This window comes from Clostridium sp. FS41 (genome assembly GCF_000954015.1).
GTDB lineage: Bacteria > Bacillota > Clostridia > Lachnospirales > Lachnospiraceae > Enterocloster > Enterocloster citroniae.
Genome location: NZ_JYHN01000059.1, coordinates 340,270 through 359,867, shown reverse-complemented (window position 1 = coordinate 359,867; position 19,598 = coordinate 340,270). Strand labels below are relative to the sequence as shown.

General features: G+C 48.7%; 19 protein-coding genes. All 19 read right to left on the bottom strand.

Annotated features, from left to right (window positions below):
- Positions 1–49 precede the first annotated feature (49 nt).
- The 19 genes from CLFS41_RS28990 to CLFS41_RS13565 all read right to left on the bottom strand — a co-directional run bounded on the left by CLFS41_RS28990 (position 50) and on the right by CLFS41_RS13565 (position 19,591).
- A complete protein-coding gene (locus tag CLFS41_RS28990) occupies positions 50–2,737 on the bottom strand; it encodes a sigma 54-interacting transcriptional regulator (RefSeq protein ID WP_007857996.1) in 2,688 nt (895 codons plus the stop codon).
- A 167-nt stretch (positions 2,738–2,904) separates the two neighbouring features.
- The gene (locus CLFS41_RS13650; RefSeq protein ID WP_045092558.1) at positions 2,905–4,065 is read right to left on the bottom strand and encodes an iron-containing alcohol dehydrogenase; all 1,161 of its coding nucleotides are present in this window, start codon (positions 4,063–4,065) and stop codon (positions 2,905–2,907) included.
- 12 nt (positions 4,066–4,077) lie between these two features.
- Complete coding sequence (locus CLFS41_RS13645; protein ID WP_052665725.1) at positions 4,078–5,130, bottom strand: alcohol dehydrogenase catalytic domain-containing protein; 1,053 nt, start codon at positions 5,128–5,130, stop codon at positions 4,078–4,080.
- 20 nt (positions 5,131–5,150) lie between these two features.
- On the bottom strand, positions 5,151–5,990 hold the full coding sequence (locus CLFS41_RS13640) for a PTS system mannose/fructose/sorbose family transporter subunit IID (protein ID WP_007858002.1): 840 nt from the start codon (positions 5,988–5,990) through the stop codon (positions 5,151–5,153).
- 3 nt (positions 5,991–5,993) lie between these two features.
- The gene (locus tag CLFS41_RS13635; RefSeq protein ID WP_045092556.1) at positions 5,994–6,758 is read right to left on the bottom strand and encodes a PTS sugar transporter subunit IIC; all 765 of its coding nucleotides are present in this window, start codon (positions 6,756–6,758) and stop codon (positions 5,994–5,996) included.
- Between the two features lie 14 nt (positions 6,759–6,772).
- Positions 6,773–7,264, bottom strand: coding sequence for a PTS sugar transporter subunit IIB (locus tag CLFS41_RS13630; protein WP_045092555.1), 492 nt, complete (start codon positions 7,262–7,264; stop codon positions 6,773–6,775).
- Between the two features lie 16 nt (positions 7,265–7,280).
- A complete protein-coding gene (locus tag CLFS41_RS13625; RefSeq protein ID WP_007858008.1) occupies positions 7,281–7,694 on the bottom strand; it encodes a hypothetical protein in 414 nt (137 codons plus the stop codon).
- Between the two features lie 13 nt (positions 7,695–7,707).
- Positions 7,708–8,562 carry a hypothetical protein gene (locus CLFS41_RS13620; RefSeq protein ID WP_045092554.1) on the bottom strand — a complete coding sequence of 285 codons (855 nt, stop codon included), beginning with the start codon at positions 8,560–8,562 and terminating at the stop codon, positions 7,708–7,710.
- Positions 8,563–8,770: 208 nt separating this feature from the next.
- The gene (locus tag CLFS41_RS13615) at positions 8,771–9,439 is read right to left on the bottom strand and encodes a class II aldolase/adducin family protein (RefSeq protein WP_007858011.1); all 669 of its coding nucleotides are present in this window, start codon (positions 9,437–9,439) and stop codon (positions 8,771–8,773) included.
- A 30-nt stretch (positions 9,440–9,469) separates the two neighbouring features.
- Positions 9,470–9,946, bottom strand: a complete 477-nt coding sequence (locus CLFS41_RS13610) for a hypothetical protein (RefSeq protein ID WP_007858012.1) — start codon at positions 9,944–9,946, stop codon at positions 9,470–9,472.
- A 30-nt stretch (positions 9,947–9,976) separates the two neighbouring features.
- On the bottom strand, positions 9,977–11,374 hold the full coding sequence (locus tag CLFS41_RS13605) for a PTS sugar transporter subunit IIC (protein WP_007858013.1): 1,398 nt from the start codon (positions 11,372–11,374) through the stop codon (positions 9,977–9,979).
- 44 nt (positions 11,375–11,418) lie between these two features.
- Positions 11,419–11,703, bottom strand: a complete 285-nt coding sequence (locus tag CLFS41_RS13600; RefSeq protein ID WP_007858014.1) for a PTS sugar transporter subunit IIB — start codon at positions 11,701–11,703, stop codon at positions 11,419–11,421.
- A 29-nt stretch (positions 11,704–11,732) separates the two neighbouring features.
- Complete coding sequence (locus tag CLFS41_RS13595) at positions 11,733–12,215, bottom strand: PTS sugar transporter subunit IIA (protein ID WP_007858015.1); 483 nt, start codon at positions 12,213–12,215, stop codon at positions 11,733–11,735.
- A 30-nt stretch (positions 12,216–12,245) separates the two neighbouring features.
- A complete protein-coding gene (locus CLFS41_RS13590) occupies positions 12,246–14,318 on the bottom strand; it encodes a BglG family transcription antiterminator (RefSeq protein WP_007858016.1) in 2,073 nt (690 codons plus the stop codon).
- A 28-nt stretch (positions 14,319–14,346) separates the two neighbouring features.
- Positions 14,347–14,877 carry a YjbQ family protein gene (locus CLFS41_RS13585; protein WP_007858017.1) on the bottom strand — a complete coding sequence of 177 codons (531 nt, stop codon included), beginning with the start codon at positions 14,875–14,877 and terminating at the stop codon, positions 14,347–14,349.
- Positions 14,878–14,890: 13 nt separating this feature from the next.
- On the bottom strand, positions 14,891–15,589 hold the full coding sequence (locus tag CLFS41_RS13580) for a triose-phosphate isomerase (RefSeq protein ID WP_347468363.1): 699 nt from the start codon (positions 15,587–15,589) through the stop codon (positions 14,891–14,893).
- Positions 15,590–15,621: 32 nt separating this feature from the next.
- Positions 15,622–16,470 carry a class II fructose-bisphosphate aldolase gene (locus tag CLFS41_RS13575; RefSeq protein ID WP_007858033.1) on the bottom strand — a complete coding sequence of 283 codons (849 nt, stop codon included), beginning with the start codon at positions 16,468–16,470 and terminating at the stop codon, positions 15,622–15,624.
- Positions 16,471–16,767: 297 nt separating this feature from the next.
- Complete coding sequence (locus CLFS41_RS13570; RefSeq protein ID WP_045092552.1) at positions 16,768–17,577, bottom strand: mechanosensitive ion channel family protein; 810 nt, start codon at positions 17,575–17,577, stop codon at positions 16,768–16,770.
- A 106-nt stretch (positions 17,578–17,683) separates the two neighbouring features.
- Positions 17,684–19,591 (bottom strand): ABC-F family ATP-binding cassette domain-containing protein, encoded by a 1,908-nt coding sequence (locus tag CLFS41_RS13565; protein ID WP_045092551.1) that lies wholly within the window; start codon positions 19,589–19,591, stop codon positions 17,684–17,686.
- Positions 19,592–19,598 lie beyond the last annotated feature (7 nt).

Genomic DNA, 19,598 nt, shown 5'->3' with positions numbered 1-19,598 from the left:
TATTACGCAGTGCCATGTTTTTGTATGGGTTTGTCCACAGTTCTCCCATTCATAGGTCCAGTTTATCTGTCCCTAATACATGGGAAAAGTCCTGAAGGATCTCATAGATCACCTGAATTTCGTAGGAATGGATCTCAACTTTGTATACATCCTGGATCTCCTGGAAACATTCTCTTATTTTCAGGCATATGGATTCCGATATTCCCAGTGTCTCATCAGGATAAGACGGCTTCAGGAAAAGTTCCCGTTCCACCAGGCAGCACAGATGCAGCGTCAATGTCACATATTGGGGTTTTGATAAGGTCAGGGAAAATTGCTGCTCCAATCCTCTGATCACATGTTCCACATAACCGGACAGCATCTCACTGTTCAGGTATCGGACAAAGTTATGGATAATAGTTCCTGAAATTCGTTCCGGCTGTCTGCCTGTCTCATAAATTCCATATAGTTCCAAAAGGTCGGTAAGTCTGTCCATCCCATTTCCAAATATAATCTCCTCCAGAGATACAAAGGGGACTTCCATTGAAAATGGGCTGTGTGTTCCGACCACACATATGATGTCGTCCTTAAACGCCTCCTCATCCATTCTTATGCTCAACTCATCAAGTGTATCCAAATCCAGAGAAACGATCTTGATATGATTATGAAAGGTAAAACGCCTGGTAATCATATTTGTTATCTTTTCCGAAGAGCCATACCCTGTCAGACACACGGTAAACAGTATCTTCTTGTCTGTCTCCTGCTGATCCTGATCCACTTTCCCCGGCCGGCGGGAGAATGTACTCACTGACCGGTTCAGACGGTAGTAAAGACTGTCCAGGGTCATATCGGATGTACTGACCAGCTTAACCGCCTCAACCACTAACGGCATAGTAATGGCATGAATGAACCGGATCGGCAGTTGTCTGATATGACGTTTGATCTCCTCACTCATAATCTCCCACTGCACCGTATCACACAGGACCAGGATTCCCTTGCAGCTGGCAATATGCCTGATAAGCTTTACCACCGCATCCAGATTTTCTCCGGAACTGCACTCATCTTCATATTCATACCACTGTACCAGGGATGTACCGAATATATGGTTCACTTCGTCTGCAATGGATTTTGCCCGGTTCCTGCCCTTTGCCAAAATAAGGATTGCAATACCTGACTGATTTTTATTCTGGTTTCGCATTAATATTTTATAGATCTTCCCTATGGCCTGATAGCCCAAGATCTGGTATCCGAATGCTTCCCGAAAACATCCTCCAATCTGCTCTGCAGCCTCCCAGATTTCATGGTCCAAAGCCCCTGTCCTGTCTCCGATCAGATCCTCTGGACTCTCAGGAAACCGGTTCTCGATCAGTTCAATAAGCAGGACCGACAATTCTGACGAAAGCTGGCCCGTGATATTGATCGCAGTGCTGTCCCTGATAATATTAAACGCTTCGATCATTACATTGATCAACTGACTTGGAGTAACCTCTTTGCCGGCTTTGCTGCCATCGCCTGCCTCTGTCCCCTCCGGCATCCCAAGGTGGCATTTGATCATCCCTGACAATATCTTTTGTATTTCCTCAGGTGCGGTTTCCTTTAATGTCTGGACATTGTATTCCTCATCCATCATCTGGTACAGACTTGTTTTAATGGATTCCCGATCCGTTCCCGGATAGGCGCCTACCTTTATATAATCATCCGGCTGGTTGATCCTGTATCCTTTCTTATAGATGGATAAAAGTTCTCTGCGCATGTCCTCCGATACATCATCCACATCAATGCATACATCCCGCTCACCATTAATAACATGCCTCATATAGGCCCTTGCGGAAATAATTTTGATATCATTCTTTAACTGTCCGATATTTCCCCTGCAGGGATATTTTAAAAGTATCTGTATCACACTGTTGTGAATGTAAATGGGGCAATTTAAGATAGCAGCCTCCTCACTCATAACCCGGTCGATCATATTAAGGCGCTGCAGCAGTGTAAAATCCTTAAAGGAGGGCATCTGGATCACAACCGGGATCCTCCTTAAAAACGTCTTAAGGAATGTATCTTCCGGACTTTCTGTTGTGGCAAAAATCAGCCTGACATCTGACACGCAGCTGTTTCCCGACTCCCCCAGACGTCTGTACGTGCCGGAATCAATGATGCCAAAAAGCATTTCCTGAACCTCACTTGGAAGGCGGTGCGCTTCATCTAAAAATAGGAAACCATGCTCCGCCTCGGCCACCAGCCCTCCCTGTTCAGATACAGCACCTGTGTAAGCCCCTTTTTTATGTCCGAACAGGACGGAGGAGACAAGCTGAGGATTATTGGAATAATCCGCGCAGTTAAAGGATACAAATGGGCAGCCTGACTTCACCACGCCTGCCGCTACTGCGTATTGATAGGTCAGCCTGGCAAAAAAGGTCTTTCCCACTCCGGTTTCCCCGCTTATGAGCATGGGAAGTCCATGATCTGGATAATGGACCGATGCCATGGCTAACTCAATGGGTTTTGCATAGATGGAGTCCCTTCCATATGTTGCATAAAAAATATTGCTGCTCTCCTGTCCATCCTCTGAGGGCAGATGATAAAGGACCGGTTTGCCCAAAGTCTTGGACAGCTTCTCCATGCGGTATAATTCATTCAAATAACTGCTGGCACTGGAGCGTGAAATATGAAATGTATCTGCAATCTGGGATGCGCTAAAACAATCCCGGCCGCTTTTTGCAATATGATCATAAATATCATAAACTATTTTTATAGCCAATGTCCCCCGCTCCTTTTCTCAGTAATAATAGTGCGAAAATTTATTAAATTTTCTATATATACCCCATACTTTTCCAATATTATACCATTATTTTCTGTTTACTGTCAAATTTACATGACGGAAAGAGAGCCATACTATAATTCATAGGCTCCCTGTCCGTTTACATATCAAAATGCTCTTTCATAAATTGCTGTGATCATCTCCCTGTCCGCTTTCACCGGTGTTGTCTGGTAACACCCGTCAATCAATGCCTTTTGGGCCATATTGGAAAACTCCTTTTGGGCCACGCCCAATTCTCTCAGCTTCCTGGCTGTCCCAATGCGTTCTGACATCCCTCTGATATGGGAGATCATCTTATCTGAGGCCATACCCTCACTGCAATTTTCAGGTGCTTTTTCCGACACCCGGTGCCAAAGGTTGTCGTAAAGCCCAGGGCAGATATTCCTGTTAAATTCCATGACATAGGGAAGCAGTATTGCGTTACATAACCCATGAGCCAGTCCGTATGTGGCACTCAGCTGGTGGGACATGGCATGTACCAGGCCAAGTCCGGAATTACAAAAGGAAATTCCAGCCAAAAATTCAGCATATATGAGATTGTCCCGATGTTCATAGGAATCCGGACTACTGCATGCCTTTTCCAGATGCTCCAATATCAGACGCACTGCCTCCAGGGCAGAGGCACGTGTAACCGGATATGCCTCCGTGGATGTATAGCTTTCCACAGCATGAGTCAGCGCATCCATACCAGTGGACGCTGTCAGTCCTGGTGGAAGTGAAACCATCAGTTCACTGTCATTGACGGCCAGCAGAGGAATAGCATGCTTATCCTTGATTGCAATCTTTCGTCCCTGGGATTCATCAATGATCAGGCATGCCCTGGATATTTCGCTGGCCGTTCCTGCTGTTGTGTTGACTGCGATCAGAGGTACGGAATCCTTGGCGCATCGTTCCAGGCCAATGTAATCCCTTAACTCGCCCTTTCCTCCCAGCCATACCCCCATGGCTTTCCCACAGTCAATAGGAGATCCCCCTCCTACTGCTATGATACAGTCACAGCCTTTTTTTTGATAGTACTCCGCGCCCTCTCTCACATTGGTAAGAGTTGGGTTAGGTGACACCTGGTCAAATAGTTCAAAGGAAATTCCATATTCTTCCAAAGGAACCGTCACCCGGTTCACCACCCCGCACTCCACCAGATGGGTGTCTGTAACCACAAGCGCACTGCATAGATTTCTTTGGGAAAGGTATTGCCCGATCTTCCGGGAGCATCCCCTTCCAAACAGACTCTCTCTGGGCATAAAAAACTGCTTTACATGTTCTTCCATTGCACCCTCCTACTACAGTTTCAGCATCACCCTGTACTGATCCGGCCTGCTGGCTGCCTCAAACGCTTCCTGTACCTGCTCCATGGAATACTCCTCCTCAATGAGCAATTCCAGCTGAAGTTCCTTCTTATTGATAAAATCCATTGCCTTTTGGAAGGCGGGCAGAGATGCTGTGTATGTACCGATGAGCTCCCACAGATTATAATGAACCATATTAGGGGTAATGGAAATTCCCCAGTCAGGCTCCGGGTAATTAGCTGCAAAAAGAAGGATACGGCAGCATTTGGGGGCTATCTCAAATACCTGTTTATAGACATTGGTAGCACCCACGCTTACGATAATGGCATCCAGTGCATCACCCTTTAAGATTTCTTCCAAACGTTCCTTCATATTTTCCCTGGAAGGATTGATCAGACTGCGAAATCCCATTTGTTTCAGTGTCTCAAGTTTTTTATCGCTTACTTCGCTGATGATCACGGACGCGCCGTAACGCGCCGCAACCTGGGCATTGAGATTCCCCATAGTACCTGCACCGATTACCAGCACATTCTCTCCCGGACTGAGACGCAGGCGCTCAATCCCCTCCACAACCGTAGCCACAGGTTCCAGAAAAGCCGCATGGCAAAGGGGAACGTCATCCCTCACTTTAAACAGTTTTCTCTCTTCTACCGCCTTATACAGAGACGCGCCATGAGGACCATGGTATCCGTCTGCATTGCCTGCAATGTGGGATGATACCACATGGGTACACCGTTTCAGGTTCAGCCCCTTTTTACAGTCCTCACACACGCCGCATCCCAGTACCCCCACCGCCACACGGTCCCCTTCTTTTATATGTTTTACTTCAGACCCAACCTTGGCCACAATACCGGCATTTTCATGTCCGAATGCCACATGATAGGGTACATTATCTCTTTTCCCCATCCACAGCTGGTAATCCGAGGTACAGAGGGCGCATACCTTATTCTGCAGTAAAACTTCTGACGGCCTTATTTCAGGCATAGGCGCATCCTCCACACATGCCTTTCCAGGTCCCTCAATTACACTTACACGGTTTTTTTCCATTTTCTTCACTCCTTTTCCCATCAGATAACGCCAAGCAGTCCCATCAGAAATGCGATTATAATAATATAAAGCAGTACACGCTGTACCCGCAGACCTTTTCTGTCAAAATACAGGTAGATCAGGCCTATCACCGTAAAAGGAAGGATGCCCGGAAGGATCTGATCCAGTATGCCGGCCAACTCCCACTCTTTTCCGTTAATGGACCATTTGAGCGCGGGTACGATCTTTACATAATTTGCAGCTAAAACTCCCATCATCAGCATTCCAAGGACAGAGGCGCCTTCAATCAGGTTAGCGGTTGAAGAGCTCTGAAGAAACTTTGCAGCTGCCCCCCGACCCAGGTTGTATGACTTGTGCATGAAATATTGCCCATAGATCACAGAAATAACAATAAATACAGTGATGGGCATAAATCCGCCGATCCATGATCCCTGTCCTGCCCAGGGTATGGCTAGTGCAAGAAGCATTGCCCGGATCGTTCCCCAGTCAATGGAATCCCCGATTCCGGCCAGAGGCCCCATCAGTCCAATTTTTGTGGTGGTAATGATCTCCGGATTGCGCTCTTCCGCCGGCAGAGATGCATTTTCCTCCTCCAAGGCAATGGTGGCGCCCAATATAAAGCCGCCGCCCCAGATCGCCTGTGTATTAAAAAACTGTAAATGACGTCTCAAAGCATCCTGAAGTTCCTGCTTTTCAGTGTAAAGTTTTTGCAGAACAGGTATCATGGCGTAACAGAATGCAAGCCCCATTAACCGCTCAAATGAATGGGATGCCTCTGCAAAAACCCACCATCTCCACCATGCATGTTTTAGATCTTTGTTCGTAATATGTTTTTCCACACATGCGGTTGTCTTGGTCATTGTCTATTCCCCCTCTCCGGTCATTGCATTATTTTTAAGAAGAACGTACACATAGCATATCACTGCCCCGATGATCGCATATAATGCAATATTAATACCGCCAAGCTTACTCATGGCTACGGCGAAAAAATAGGCTCCCACAAAAAACGGAAGAAGTTTCTTATTTCCAATCGTCTTGACGATCAGGGCAAACCCAAGTGCCGGAAGTACCATTCCCACTGCGGCAAGTCCATTGATGACAGCCTGGGGGATGATCTCCAGGATCCGGTTGGCCATATCCGGTCCCACAAAGAAAACAAATGTTAAAACAGGTACGTATATAGTAAAGGCGGTGAGCATGGGATATATGGTGGCGCATCGTTTTACTTCACCGATGTTCATATGCTCCACGGCATTCTCAGCCCGATGGATCCATGTTCCATTTGCAATATACAGAAGATTCATCAGCTGATTTCCCACAATCCCCACCGGAACAGCGATGGAAACAGCTGCTTCCGGCGTTGTATCAGTTAAAAGAGCAATGCTGATCCCAATAATACTGCCAATACAGGTATCCGTAGGAATTGCGCCTCCTGTATTCTGCATTCCCATATAGATAAGCTGAAGCGGGACAGCCGCTATCATGGCCGCCGGCACATCTCCCAGCACAATGCCAACCACCAGTCCTACCACTAAGGGTTGGCGGTCCAGGCCAAATGCAGAGTAAAACAGCCCGGATCGGTACAGCCAAACCCACATTGCCAGTATGAAAGCTGCAAATAATGTCATATGTATTTCCCCCTTTATTTAAAATATTTACGAATGATCCAATCCAATTCCCATCCATTCTCCTCCGGAATCAATTGAAAGTATACTCTCACCCCTTTCTCTGCGATTTCCTTCAGGTGATCCGCATCCTCTTTTGTGATGCTGATGGAACCTGCCACCACCACACTGGCGGCCTTTGCCGCAATACCGCCCACATTAACTTCTCCAACAGGCATCCCATGCTCGATCAGATATTTCATTGTATTAACTGTTCTTGTAAGCATCAGGATATCCTCTTCCTTAAAAAATCCTTCCTCCCACTTTTTCACTGCATCCTCTTGGGATAACAGTGAAAATTTCAGGTTCCTGGGAACCGTAGATTTGTAGATCGCTATCATAAACGGATCCTCTGCAAATTGGTCATCTACGATCAGGATCCGGTCCACAGGTACGGACTTTGACCACTTTACAATAATCTGCCCATGAATCAACCGGTCATCGATCCTGGATAATGTTAGTTTTGCCACAATATCACCCTCTCCTTTATTCTGCCGCCAGCAGGGCCCGGTCCATTCTCGTAACCCCGGTCTTCCCAACTTCACAGGCCAGATCACTTAACTCACTGTATGATAGTTCTCCCCTCATCATCAAAACCTCGATCAACATAGGCAGATTTAACCCTGTAATAACTGAGATATCATAATCCTTCAGCATCCGTACCGCCTGTCCATACGCGCTTCCGCCCAGGATGTCCACTAGTACCAGGGGTAGGGCATTGCTTTTTTCCATGGCTTCCCGTATTTTGTCGCAAAAGAAATGGTAAATATCATCTGCTCCGACACCTGCCACAATTGACATGACATCCACATCCTCCTGCTTTCCCATCACCAGCTCACAGGCCTCCCTTACAGCCTCGCCCAGATGTCCATGTGTTGCCAATATAATCGTTCTGGCCATACGCCACCTCCCTCTATATCGTATAGCTTTGATCCGTAACCGCGCTGCCGCTCAGTTGATAATGCGCGGTTGCCTGGTCCACTTCCCACCCTTGATGAACAATGGATCTCAATGCCGATACAACCTTTTCCATATCTGGATGTCCCCATACATTCCGTCCAAATACCACTGCCTTTGCCCCGCAATCCATGATCTCCTTTGTGACGGACAGAACTGTCCTTATATCCTTTGGACTTCCACCCAGCACAGTGACCGGGATTCTGGAAACGCGGACCAATTCGGCAAACCTTTCCTTGTCATCCGTATAAGGGATTTTCAGCACATCCGCTCCCAGTTCAATGGCGATCCTGCAGGCGTTTGCCACAACATCATGGCTTTTTGCATATTCTTCCGGGCATTTTCCCGAGGGAAAGGGTTCCACCATTACCGGTATATGAAAATGATCCGCCTCCCTTACCACCTGGGTCAGAATCTTCACATGGCTTATGGTCACCTTCTCATCATCCCCATAGGGAATCATGACCTTGACCGCGGTACAGCCCACATCCATGGCCTGTTCCACACTCACGCTCTGAAAGCTGTCCAGAACGCCTTCATTGTAACCCGGTATCTTCCAATAATGCCGGTAGTCCATTGCTATAATCATGGCCGGCGGGTTTGCAAGAGCGTCAAACAATTTCTTGGTCTGCTTCGCCATTCCAAGCTGCATCAGGGTGCCATCGATTCCGGCTTTTAAAAGCAGTGAAATAACCTGCACAGGATCCTCAAGGCCCTTTTTGATCCCTCCGATTCCATGGTCAACAGGTACATATACCGCCTTCCCATCCGCTGCAAACATGGAGTTAATAAGCTGCTCTTTTAATTGCATGTTAATGCCTCCTTTACACTTTATTCTGTCAATATTAATAAGCAATCTTTGTGCCAATTTTTAATTTCTCCATGCAGGACCGGATCCCCTCTTTTTCCGTATAATTTCCGCCTGATCCGGACTTTTTCCAACAAAAAAAGTGTTGGCTTCTTGTCCAACACTTCTTTCTGACATCCAACACTTCTTTTCTTAACAAGGTCACCCCTTGTCACCAAAGGCTCTCCGGCAGATCGGAAGTCCCCTGTCCGTAATACCGGAATATCTCTACTGCCCTGTCCACCTGCTCTTTAGTGAGCAGGGGAACATGGTGGTTCATTCCGTACGCAATACTGTAGGTCTTTGCTGCCTCCTCCAGGTAAACACAGGCATACAGGGCCTGCTTCAGACTGTCGCCCACGCTGATCACCCCATGGTGTTTCAGAATGACAGCCAGCCTGTCGCCGATATTTTCCACAACTTCAATCCCCATCTGCATGCTTGCAGCAGAGGAATAAGGGCATACCTTCACAGCGCCCCGGGTAGCGTTTGCCAGGGTCGTGAGATTACAGGGAAGTTCGTCTGTCACCAGCCCCACGGCCGTGGCATAGGGCTGATGGGTGTGGATGACGGCGTTCACCTCAGGCTTATGGGTTAATATGTAAAGCAGGGCTCTCACATCCACTGATGGTTTCCGTTCCCCCTCAAGCACATTTCCCTCCAGATCCATGACCAGGATATCCCCGGGAACCATGTCCTCATACACCATGCCGGATGGGGTGACCAGAACGGTCCCGTCAGTCATGCGCAGGGTCACGTTTCCCCCGGACAGGGCAACCAGCCCATAGCGGTCCAGTTTGATCCCTGCATTAATCAGTTTCTTTTTTTCTTCTTCAAACATATCCAGCTCTCTTTTCCTTTTTTTCCGTTGTCAGGAGACGGGTTTGCTTTTGCCTCTGGCCCAGGCCTTTATGGAATCCGGATGGATCAGGCACTCCCTGTCCACAATGGCGTTGTACAGTTCGTCCGTGTCATTGAAGTAATAACAGTGCAGCCAGTACCTTCCTCGAAAGAATCCTGCCTGGTTTATGCGGATGAACAGTTTCCTGGCGCCCGTCAATTCCTTGACCCGGAATTGACTGATCTCATTCCAGCCGTACCTGTGTTCCCTTCCATAAGCACTGAATATAATTTCATGTTCATCCATTCTCACCTGCCTGGGGTTGCTCAGGGATATGAATGTCTCCCATACTGTATAGGCGGCCACAACCCCCACACCTGTCCACACAGGCAGGCTGCCTCCTGCCAGGATCCGGACTCCTGCATAAATAAGCACCGCTGTGCAGAATATCCCGATCAACGTAATCTTTCTGGCGTAAATTGCCGAATCATATGTATACGTACGCAAACCTGAGTCATCTCCCTTTATATTGTACATTTATTCTGCCGAACGCAGGGTAGCTGCTTCTTTCTTGATCTTTTTCCTGTTGACCAAAGCCATGGCCAGCGCCACCGCGCCCACAGATGCAATGCCCACAATGGGTGAAACCCCATGAAGGCGGACAATCAGCCATGTCAGCGGATTGGCTCCATCACAGATACTGGAAATTGCAGTGGCAGTACCCATATCGTAGTTTGCCAGCACGGCTGCCTGTGTGATAAGGGGGGCCAGGTTGGTTGCAATATACAGTCCGGATGTAACAGTTGCAAAGCCAATGACCAGGGCGCGGAATCCATTTCCCTTAACAACGGGTGTGATCAGCACAAACATCCATGGGAACACTGCCAGGTCCGCAAAGGGCATTACCTTGTTTCCGGGAAGCACCACTGCCAAAAATACTGCCAGGGGAACCAGGATCAGGGCCACTGACAGGGTCAGGGGATGGCCTACACCAACGGCGGAGTCAAGACCAATATAGATTTTGCCGCGGTTGGAAAACTTCTTCTCAATAAATTCCGATGCAGCGTCTGAGATGGGAAGAAGTCCCTCCATGAGAAGGGCTGCCATCTTAGGGATCAGCACCAGAACAGCGCCCAGGTTCACGCCCAGCCCCAGAATACCCATATCACCCGCATAGACTTCGCTGGCTGCCGTGGGAGCGATCCCGTATCCTGCCAGAACACCGATCACAAGACCCAGCACCGTACCTACCAGGATGGGTTCGCCGAACACGCCAAACTTTTTCTGCATTTTTTCCAGGTCAAAATTAATCTTATTAATCCCCGGAATCATGTCAATGATCTTGTTCAGTGCCATGGCAATAGGGGCATAGGCTGCAGTAAAGCCGTGGGGAAGAGATACGCCCGGAAGTCCCAGAGTCTCCTCCACACCCTTGGCAGTCCAGTCACCCAGCACCATAACGATCACCATGTTGAGGATCGCAGCGATCACTCCGTAAATCTGATTGCCTGTCAGCACTGCCACAAGCGCCCCTGTAAAAGCAAAATGCCAGTAATCCCAGATGTCCACATCCACGGTCTGCGTTGTATTGGTGAGCAGCATCACTATGTTCACCACCAGGCACACAGGAATGATCACCATTCCCACAGTGGATGCAAATGCAATGGCGGCCGCGGACGGCCAGCCCACATCGATCACGGAAAGTTCCAGACCGAACCTGCTGACCATCTCCTGCACCGCTGCTCCCAGGCTGCTTCCCATCAATCCGGTGACCAGATTCAGACCAATGAAACCAATCCCCACCGTAAGCCCTGCCCGGATGGATTTGCCGAATCCTGCCCCCAGTGCAAGACCCATAATACAGATGATGATCGGCATCATGGTGGTTGCGCCTAAATCCTTAATATAATTAAAGATACCCAATATAAAATCCATACTTCTCCCTCCTCGTTGTAAGCCAGTATTTATTGTGACAGTATTTATCGTGACAGTATTTCTACGATTTCATCCACCAGTTTTTCCGTATTCCGCCCCAAAAGGAACTGGGTTCCGATGATCAGCGGGCAGTGGCATTCCCCGCCCAGGACCGTGGTGGATATGCACAGGTCATAATTGGATGACTGGCCCGCCACCTCCGATGCCTTTCCCTGGGTGATCTTGTACTGCCCTTTTAATCCCCTTTCATCCAATGCCTTGCTTACCTTCTGATTCACTGCCGTGGATGTACAGATCCCGGAACCGCATACCAGTAATATTCTCTTCATTTCACCTATCTCCTTTTTATTGATTGTTGTCAAAAAAATTTCTTAAACCGTTCGGCCGCCTCTGTAGGGTCAGCCGCATGATAAATGCCGGAAAGATTTCCCTCCTTTTGGCAGGAGTCGATCATATGGCTCAGGAAGTCAAGCTGTTTATCCGGTTTGTTGATGGCCAGCATGAACATAAGCTGCACATCCAAAGCTCCATCCAGTTCGCCCATGGTGCGGAACCTCACGGGCTTTTTCAGGATTCCGATCCCTATGGCCTGACGGTTCACATGGACCGCATCCGTATGGGGCATGGCTACCCCCATTTCCTCAAATCCAAGACCGGTAAAAAATTCCTTTTCACGTTCCTTTACCGCCTGTATATAGCTTTCTTTCACATATCCCTGATCATAGAGCATCCTGGCCATGATACCGATCGCCTCCTGGTCCGTCTCCGCTTCCAGCCCCATAATCACCAATTCAGGGGAAACCACTATATCATCTAAAACATTTACCGCAATGTCAGCCATACCACCTATTCCTTCCCATATCCTATATTTTTATAACGCATACTCAAATTCTCCAATGATCCTGGCAGCCTGCGCAGCTGTTGACGCACGTGTCAGCGTTTTCTTAAACTCATCATTTTCCAACAGATTTACCAGATTGATAAATGCCTGGAGATGTGTCTCATTGTCCACTGCGCTGAGACAGCAGAAAAACCTTACCGGCTGCACGGAACCGAACTCCACAGGCTCCTTTAGGCGGATCAGGCTCATCCCCGCCTTTTTAGTCCCTTCATCCAGCCCGGCATGGGGCATGGCAAATCCCGGGCTTATAACAATGTACGCGCCATGCAGTTCAATATTATGGATCATCGCGTCCACATAACGCTCCTCGATGTATCCAAGCTCCAGCAGCTTTCCGGCTGACTTAACAACTGCTTCCCTCCAGTTCCTGCACTCCACATCCAGCTCGATGAACTCAGCTGTCAGCAGGTCTCTGAGTTTTAAGGCAGTCTTCTGTTCCCTGATCCCATCTTCTTTGTCCAGAAAGGATATGACCTCATTGCAGATTGCCTCCTGCAAATCCCCGGACTGGCGGACCCCATACCGCTCCAGCACATGTTCCACACACTCTGCCAGAGCTTCTTTGGGAAAGGCAGGTGACTTTTTGAATTCAACCGTAAAATTCCCCTGGGCCCGAAGCTTATCCTCTGCCTGTTTTATGATCTCACAATCTTCCGCTCCCAGCATGGCTGAGACCTCCACCACCGGCACAGGCAGATCCTCCAGGGGCACCGTGGATACGACCATGTCTGCCTCAGACTGCCTCAGATACCTGGCTTCATGTGATGATATGACCTTGACGATCTGAAAATGAAACAGATTCTCCAGCTTCGCGGCCAGGAGCTGGGATGTTCCCACGCCCCCATTGCATGCCAGCACGACCCGGATGGGCCTGACGTGATTCTGTTTTCTCTCCAGCGCAGCGCAGATGTGGATGGTAATATAGACGCTCTCGATGTCGGTCAGCTTTCTGCCGATATATTCCTCCAGTATATTCTGGTTGTTGCACACAGTCTGGTACACATCCGGGTTCTTCCTGGTGATCTCAAAAAACATGGAATTGGTGGAGAACATATTGGAATCCGCATCCAGGCTTGTGGCCAGATGGCTGGACAGGTTTTCAAACAGATAATAATCCTTATTCAGATTGCTGTTCAGTTCCCTGGATACGGCCTCTATAAACTGCCTTGTAACGATCTGGATGCTCAGGATCTTTTTATCCATTTTCCTCCGCTTCATGTAGCGCAGGCTCTTTAACACCGTTCCCAGATAAAGCTTTTCATGATCCGTAAAGACGAGCCGGCAATACTGGGAAATATATTTTAGGATATCCCTGGCCATGCTGTCATACACCGTGCCTGAGTCCGCGCATTCTTCAATAAAATTGCCGTCATGCACCCGTTTCATCATGATCCACAGGTAACTCAGAAGGGACTCATAGGAATCATCCGTCAGGTACAAATCATGGGAATGTTCCTGTTCCTGTATGATCTTGCGGATCACATTGGTCTCCTGCTCCGGGTTTGTATAGGCGGCACTGACCACAATCTCCTCGTGCATAAACTCCTGGTTCTGGTTATACTCCTGCCACAGCAGCAGCCGTTTTGCGCTTTCAGGGCCTTTTACCTGGAATCCTTTGTTGGGGTGGGAAATAACGGTTATTTTATATTTCTCCAGATGGCGTTTTACGTCCTCCATATCATTTACAACCGTAGCCCTGCTGACGCATAATTTGTCCGCAACAGCCCCCAGAGTCACAAAGCTGGGTGCAAGCACCAGGATCATGGAGATCATGGACCTGCGCTCTTCCTTAGACAGTTTGTAATTATAAAAGTCGTTCTGCTTTAACAGATCCTTCATTTTGGAAAGCTCCACGCTGCAGCTGCAGAATCCATAACGGTCCATATCAATGATGGCAAAGCTGTTCTTTTCCAAAAACAGATTGATGGTATTGATATCGTTTCGTATGGTCCTCACAGAAACCCCATACTTTTCAGCCAGCTCATTGATAAGAATCCGATTGCCCATCAGGCTCTGTAAAATGTCAACACTTCTCCTGTTCACTTTATCTTCTCTCTATCTGTATCATGGGTTATTCACCCATCACAACAATCTTGCACTTCCTGGACCTGGCCCTCATTCTGTCAAAATCCACAAAGTATATGTAACCTGTAACCCCTACTCCCAGCTTACCTTCCTCCACCGGGAATACCTGGCTGGATCCCAATATGGTGGCCTTCAGATGGGCGTCCCCGTTTAAAAGCTGTGTCTTGTCCCCTCCCGGAAGATAGAATTCCACATCCGGCCACTGGGCCACTGCGTCAAAATGTGCCTGGCCCGGATACATGTATTCCCCTTCAGGCGGAAGCTTGGTCTGGTTTGGAATGATCTTCTGGAGGACATGGTCCAGGTCTGCCTGGAGATATTCTGTTCCATCCTCCGTCACATCATGGACAAATTCCTCAAAGAAAACCGAGCAGGTGGTATGGGGTGATATAACGGTTACGATCCCTTCCTTGATCCCGCTTTTGGCAACAGCTTCCTTGACCTGAGGTGTTATATTGATATAAGAGGGGGTACGGCCGTGTGACATCAGCCCGATCGTTTCCCTGTATACTGCCATTTTCTTCCTCCTTTTACTGTTCCTTTTTTTCTTGCTGCGCTCTCACGATCGCCTCTGCCATCTCCCTGACCCGAAGCTCCGGTGAGGGCGCTTTCAGAATGCCGGAGGTGGCGCCGGTTCCATCCGCTCCCAGCCTGATGACATTATAGCAGTCATCCGCCGTGCTGATACCGGAACCGATCATCACCAGGACATGGGGATTCACTTCTTTGATGCCCTTTACGGTTTCCACCACATAGGAGTCATCAGCCGTGGTCCCTGTACCGATCAGGTCCGTGGGTTCCGCCAGAAGGATATCCGGATCCATACAGGCCAGTGCCTTTGCCTCTACCGTGGAATCCGCACACACAATGGTTGTCATCCCCAGCTCTTTGGCCCGTTTGATGGCAGCATATAGGCCGCTTACTGTTTTCGGATTTTCCGCATGATTCAGGAATACGGCCGAGGCCCCCGCTGCTCTCAATGCATCGGGCAGCACATGCCCCATCCCTCTTCCGGGATACAGGGAATCCATGGACTGTGCCGTGATGATCAGATTCCTTGTATGTTCCTTTAAAAGGCGGAGATCTGCGTATGAGCAGGTAAAGTAGATGGGAAGCCCCGTATCCTCTGCCACCTCATCGGCCGCCCTGGCCAATTTCAGCAGTTCCTCATCATACAGATATGATTTGACATTAACAATTAAAAATGGACTGTTCACCTGTGTCATCATGCTCTCCTTTTCTTTTCACTCCACTTTTCTTTTCATTTCAGTGCTTCCAGGTAACGCTCAGTGCCGAACACGTTGTAATAATGCTCCAGGCATTCCATCATTCCCTGGCGCTGTGCATCCCTGAGATCATAATATCCGTTTGCATGGCATTCTTTTGCACGGTTAAATGCGGCCACGATCAGATCCGTATAGATATTGATTTTGCTGATCCCGCCCTCTGCGCACCGCCTCAGGTTCTCATCGCCGGAGGAGGAACCGCCGTGAAGCACCAGGGGGGTGCGGACCGCGTTCCTGATCTCTGCCAGACGCTCAAAATCGATCACCGGCGTCCCCTTGTATGCCCCGTGGGCCGTTCCAATGGAGATTGCCAGGGAATCCACCTCTGTCAGGTCTGCAAATCGTTTTGCTTCCTCCACAGTGGTATAGATGTTGTCGCAGTTTGCGGCATCCTTGTACTCATCCCCTCCGCCCACATGGCCGATCTCCGCCTCCACCACCGCTCCCCTTAAATGGGCATAGGCAACAATCTCCCTGGTCTGTCTCACATTCTCCTCAAAAGGCTGTGAGGATGCATCGATCATAACGGAACGGAATCCCTGGTCAATGGCTCTAAAAATCGTCTCCTTTGTCTGTCCATGGTCCAGATGGAGGACCACCGGCACCTTGGCCTTTTCAGCATAAAACCTGCCAATGGCCGCAGCCTCGTCAAAAGGCAGATAGGTCTGATGCGCTTCCGCAAAAGCCAGTATCACCGGAAGCCCCAGCTTTTCCGCCGCCGCAATGTGTGCTGATGCGGAAATCTGATCCACATAGTTTGGGGCCGGGAATGCAAAGTTATGCTTTCTCGCAGCCTTGAATAATTCTTTTGAAGTAACGATCATATATTCAACTCCCCTTCTTATACTTTCGTTAACATATTTTCCAGGATCAGATCCGTGTTTGCTGCAGTCAACCACAGAATATATCTTTTATCGTGTTCTAATCCTTAATAAAATTCTACCATAAGTAAACTTTACAAAAAAGATGAATGTTTTTCCGCTATTTTGGTAAAGTTTTAATTTAATTTAATTCTTTTCCTGATGAAAGGTAAATAATTATACTTTTTGCCGTAAAATTCGGAAATCACTGAAAAATAGGGCAAAAAAAAGAGGAGCAGCACTAGCTCCCCACTCCTCTTTTTATAATTCACCACTGGTACTTGTTACAACATGTACATGCCTGTATGGGATTGAAATCCCTTCCGCGTCAAAATTCATTTTGATCAGCCTTCGTATTTCGCTGCACGCGGTAAAATTATCGTCAATATTCTCAGTCCACACCGTTGCCTTTAAAATGATCCCGTCCTGGGCAAGCTCCTTTACAGCCACATTCACCTTATTCCCCACGGTCCTATCCTCACGGATATCCACCACCAGAGGATGGGATGCAATGGTGTCCCGCATCACCTCAATGGCATGGTCCAGGTCGCTTTCATAGCTGACTGCTATCTCCATGTAATTGCCGATATAGTCATTGTTATAATTACTGTTTTCCACGATTGCCTTGTTGATCACACTGTTTGGAATAATCATACGGCTGTTGTGATAAGTACGGATCACCGTGTGCCGGACCGTCAGGTCCTCCACAATGCCTGATATCCCCAGGCTGCTGATATTAACCTTTTCCCCAAGGTTAAAGGGTCTGGACCAGCTGAGCATAACGCCGCTGATCACATCTGCCAATACCTGCTGGGCCGCAAAACCCACGATCGCCACCAACAGGGAGGAACTGGTGAGCAGGGTGGCGCTTAACGCCTTTGTGGTGGTAAAAAGGCCGCTGATGCAGATACATGCCATGATGGACAAGAGTACCTTTGATATACTGCGCAGGAATTTGATATGAATCTGTTCCTTACGCTTTAGGATCATACTGAATATTTTATTGAGGGCAAACATTCCTGCACTCCATAGAACAGCTATGACCGCTATTTTAATGAGCAATAGTTCCATTTCAACATCCTTTCTTTTATCATTGCCGCTCTATCAGTCTAACATAAAGACCGGTGATTGACAATCCCGGTCTTTTTTGCAATCCTTTTTGCCTGTTTGCAATTCTTTATGGCTGAGTCATCCATCCCTCATACACGCCTGTCTCTTCTGCTGCTTCCAGCCACTCCATACACGATCCATGCCACCTTTCCCAACTCTCTTTATACCGGCGGCACAGGTTTTCATACTCCCCTTTCTCCTGCCATTCCCCGCCGTCCCAGAATGCTTTGGAATCTGTCCATGCATCATGCATTCCTTCCATGGAAGCGGCTATGGCTGCCATCTCTTCCCCTGCCGCATAGAGACGGTCCAGGACCGGTCCCATTTTCCAGTCTCTGTACGCCGCATCTGTGGAAAATTCTTTCAGCTGATGGCGCTCCGCCTTTGGGACTGCCCGCATCCCCGCGATCAGAGCCTGCTCCTCCGCTTTGATCTGGGCCGCTATGGGCGCGCCATCCCGCATCCTGTTCTTGCGCTCCAGGTAATGTTCATAGCCAAATGGGTAGTACATCACGGACTGGTTTTCAAATATCAGCACCGCGTCAGCCACCTGGCGGATAAAATACCGGTCATGGGACACAAACAGAATGGTCCCTGTGTATGCCCGGAAGGCTGATTCCAGGTTTTCTTTTGCCTGTATATCCATATGGTTGGTAGGTTCGTCCAGGATCAGGAAATTGGGACGGCTCTGAAGCAGTTCGGCCAAAACAAGACGTGACTTCTCACCTCCTGAAAGGGAGGCGACCCGCTTCTCGGCCTCCCGCCCGCCAAAGAGATATGAGCCCAGAATACTTCTGGCCTCTTTCTGGGTAAGGGAGGGAAATATCCCTGTAAAATGTTCAAATACAGAGCAGTCTGCCTGTATTGCTCCTGCCTGCTGGTCGAAATACCCAATAGTAGTATTATTTCCCAGTGAAAACTCTCCCTCCACAGGAGGAATAAAACCTGCAATGGTTTTTAAAAATGTAGTCTTACCCAAGCCATTTGAGCCAAGTATGGCAATCTTTTGTCCCCGCCGGATCCGCATAGTGACCTCCAGCAAAGCTTTCCCGTAGCCGATCTTTAAATGTTCCGAAGTAAATATCCATTTGCTGCCGGGAATCTCCGGTGTGATCTCACCGGTAAATATATGGGTATCCTCCTCCAAGGGCTGTTCTACCCGCTCCATCCGGTCCATGGCTTTGCGTTTTGCCCTTGCAAACGCCGCTTTATTGGGTTTATGCTTAAAGCGCTCTACCAGGCCGCCCAGACGCTCCAGTTCCTCCTGCTGTTTCTCGTATGCCTTTTTCTGAAGACGGATCCGCTTTCCCTTTTCCTCTTTGTAGTGGGTGTAATTGCCCGGGTATCTGGTCAGACTGCCGTGAGACAGCTCGTAGACCACCTCTGCCGTGCGGTCCAGAAAAAAGCGGTCATGGGATACCATCACCACTGCCTTCTCATATCGCTCCATATACCGTTCCAGCCATTCACATGTCTCCATGTCCAAATGGTTGGTGGGCTCATCTAACAGCAGGATATCCGGCCTTCCAAGAAGAAGCCGGATCAGTGCGATCTTTGTCTGTTCTCCGCCGGAAAAATGGGAAATAGGCTTTTTCTTGTCCTCCTTTGAGAATCCCAGACCGGTGAACAGGATATCATATTCCCGCTCGTATTCAAACCGTTCCCTGTCAAAGCTGTCCTTGCAGGGGCAGGAGCTGAGAAGCTCCTCCTGCACGGTCCTGTCCATGTCTGAAAAGACCTGCTGAGACAGCATGCCTATCGTCACCTGCCTGGAACAGGTGATCCCGGGCCCCTGGCGCCGGTCATCCCGGTCCAGGGAAAGCTCGCCTGCGATCAGCTTCAAAAGGGTGGTCTTACCCGCGCCGTTCATGCCAACCACCGCGATCTTCTCAGTTCCGTGTATCTGAAAATTTATATGGGACAGGATCACCTTCCCTCCCGCTGAAACAGTTCCATCCGTAATCTGATATAACATATTTGTA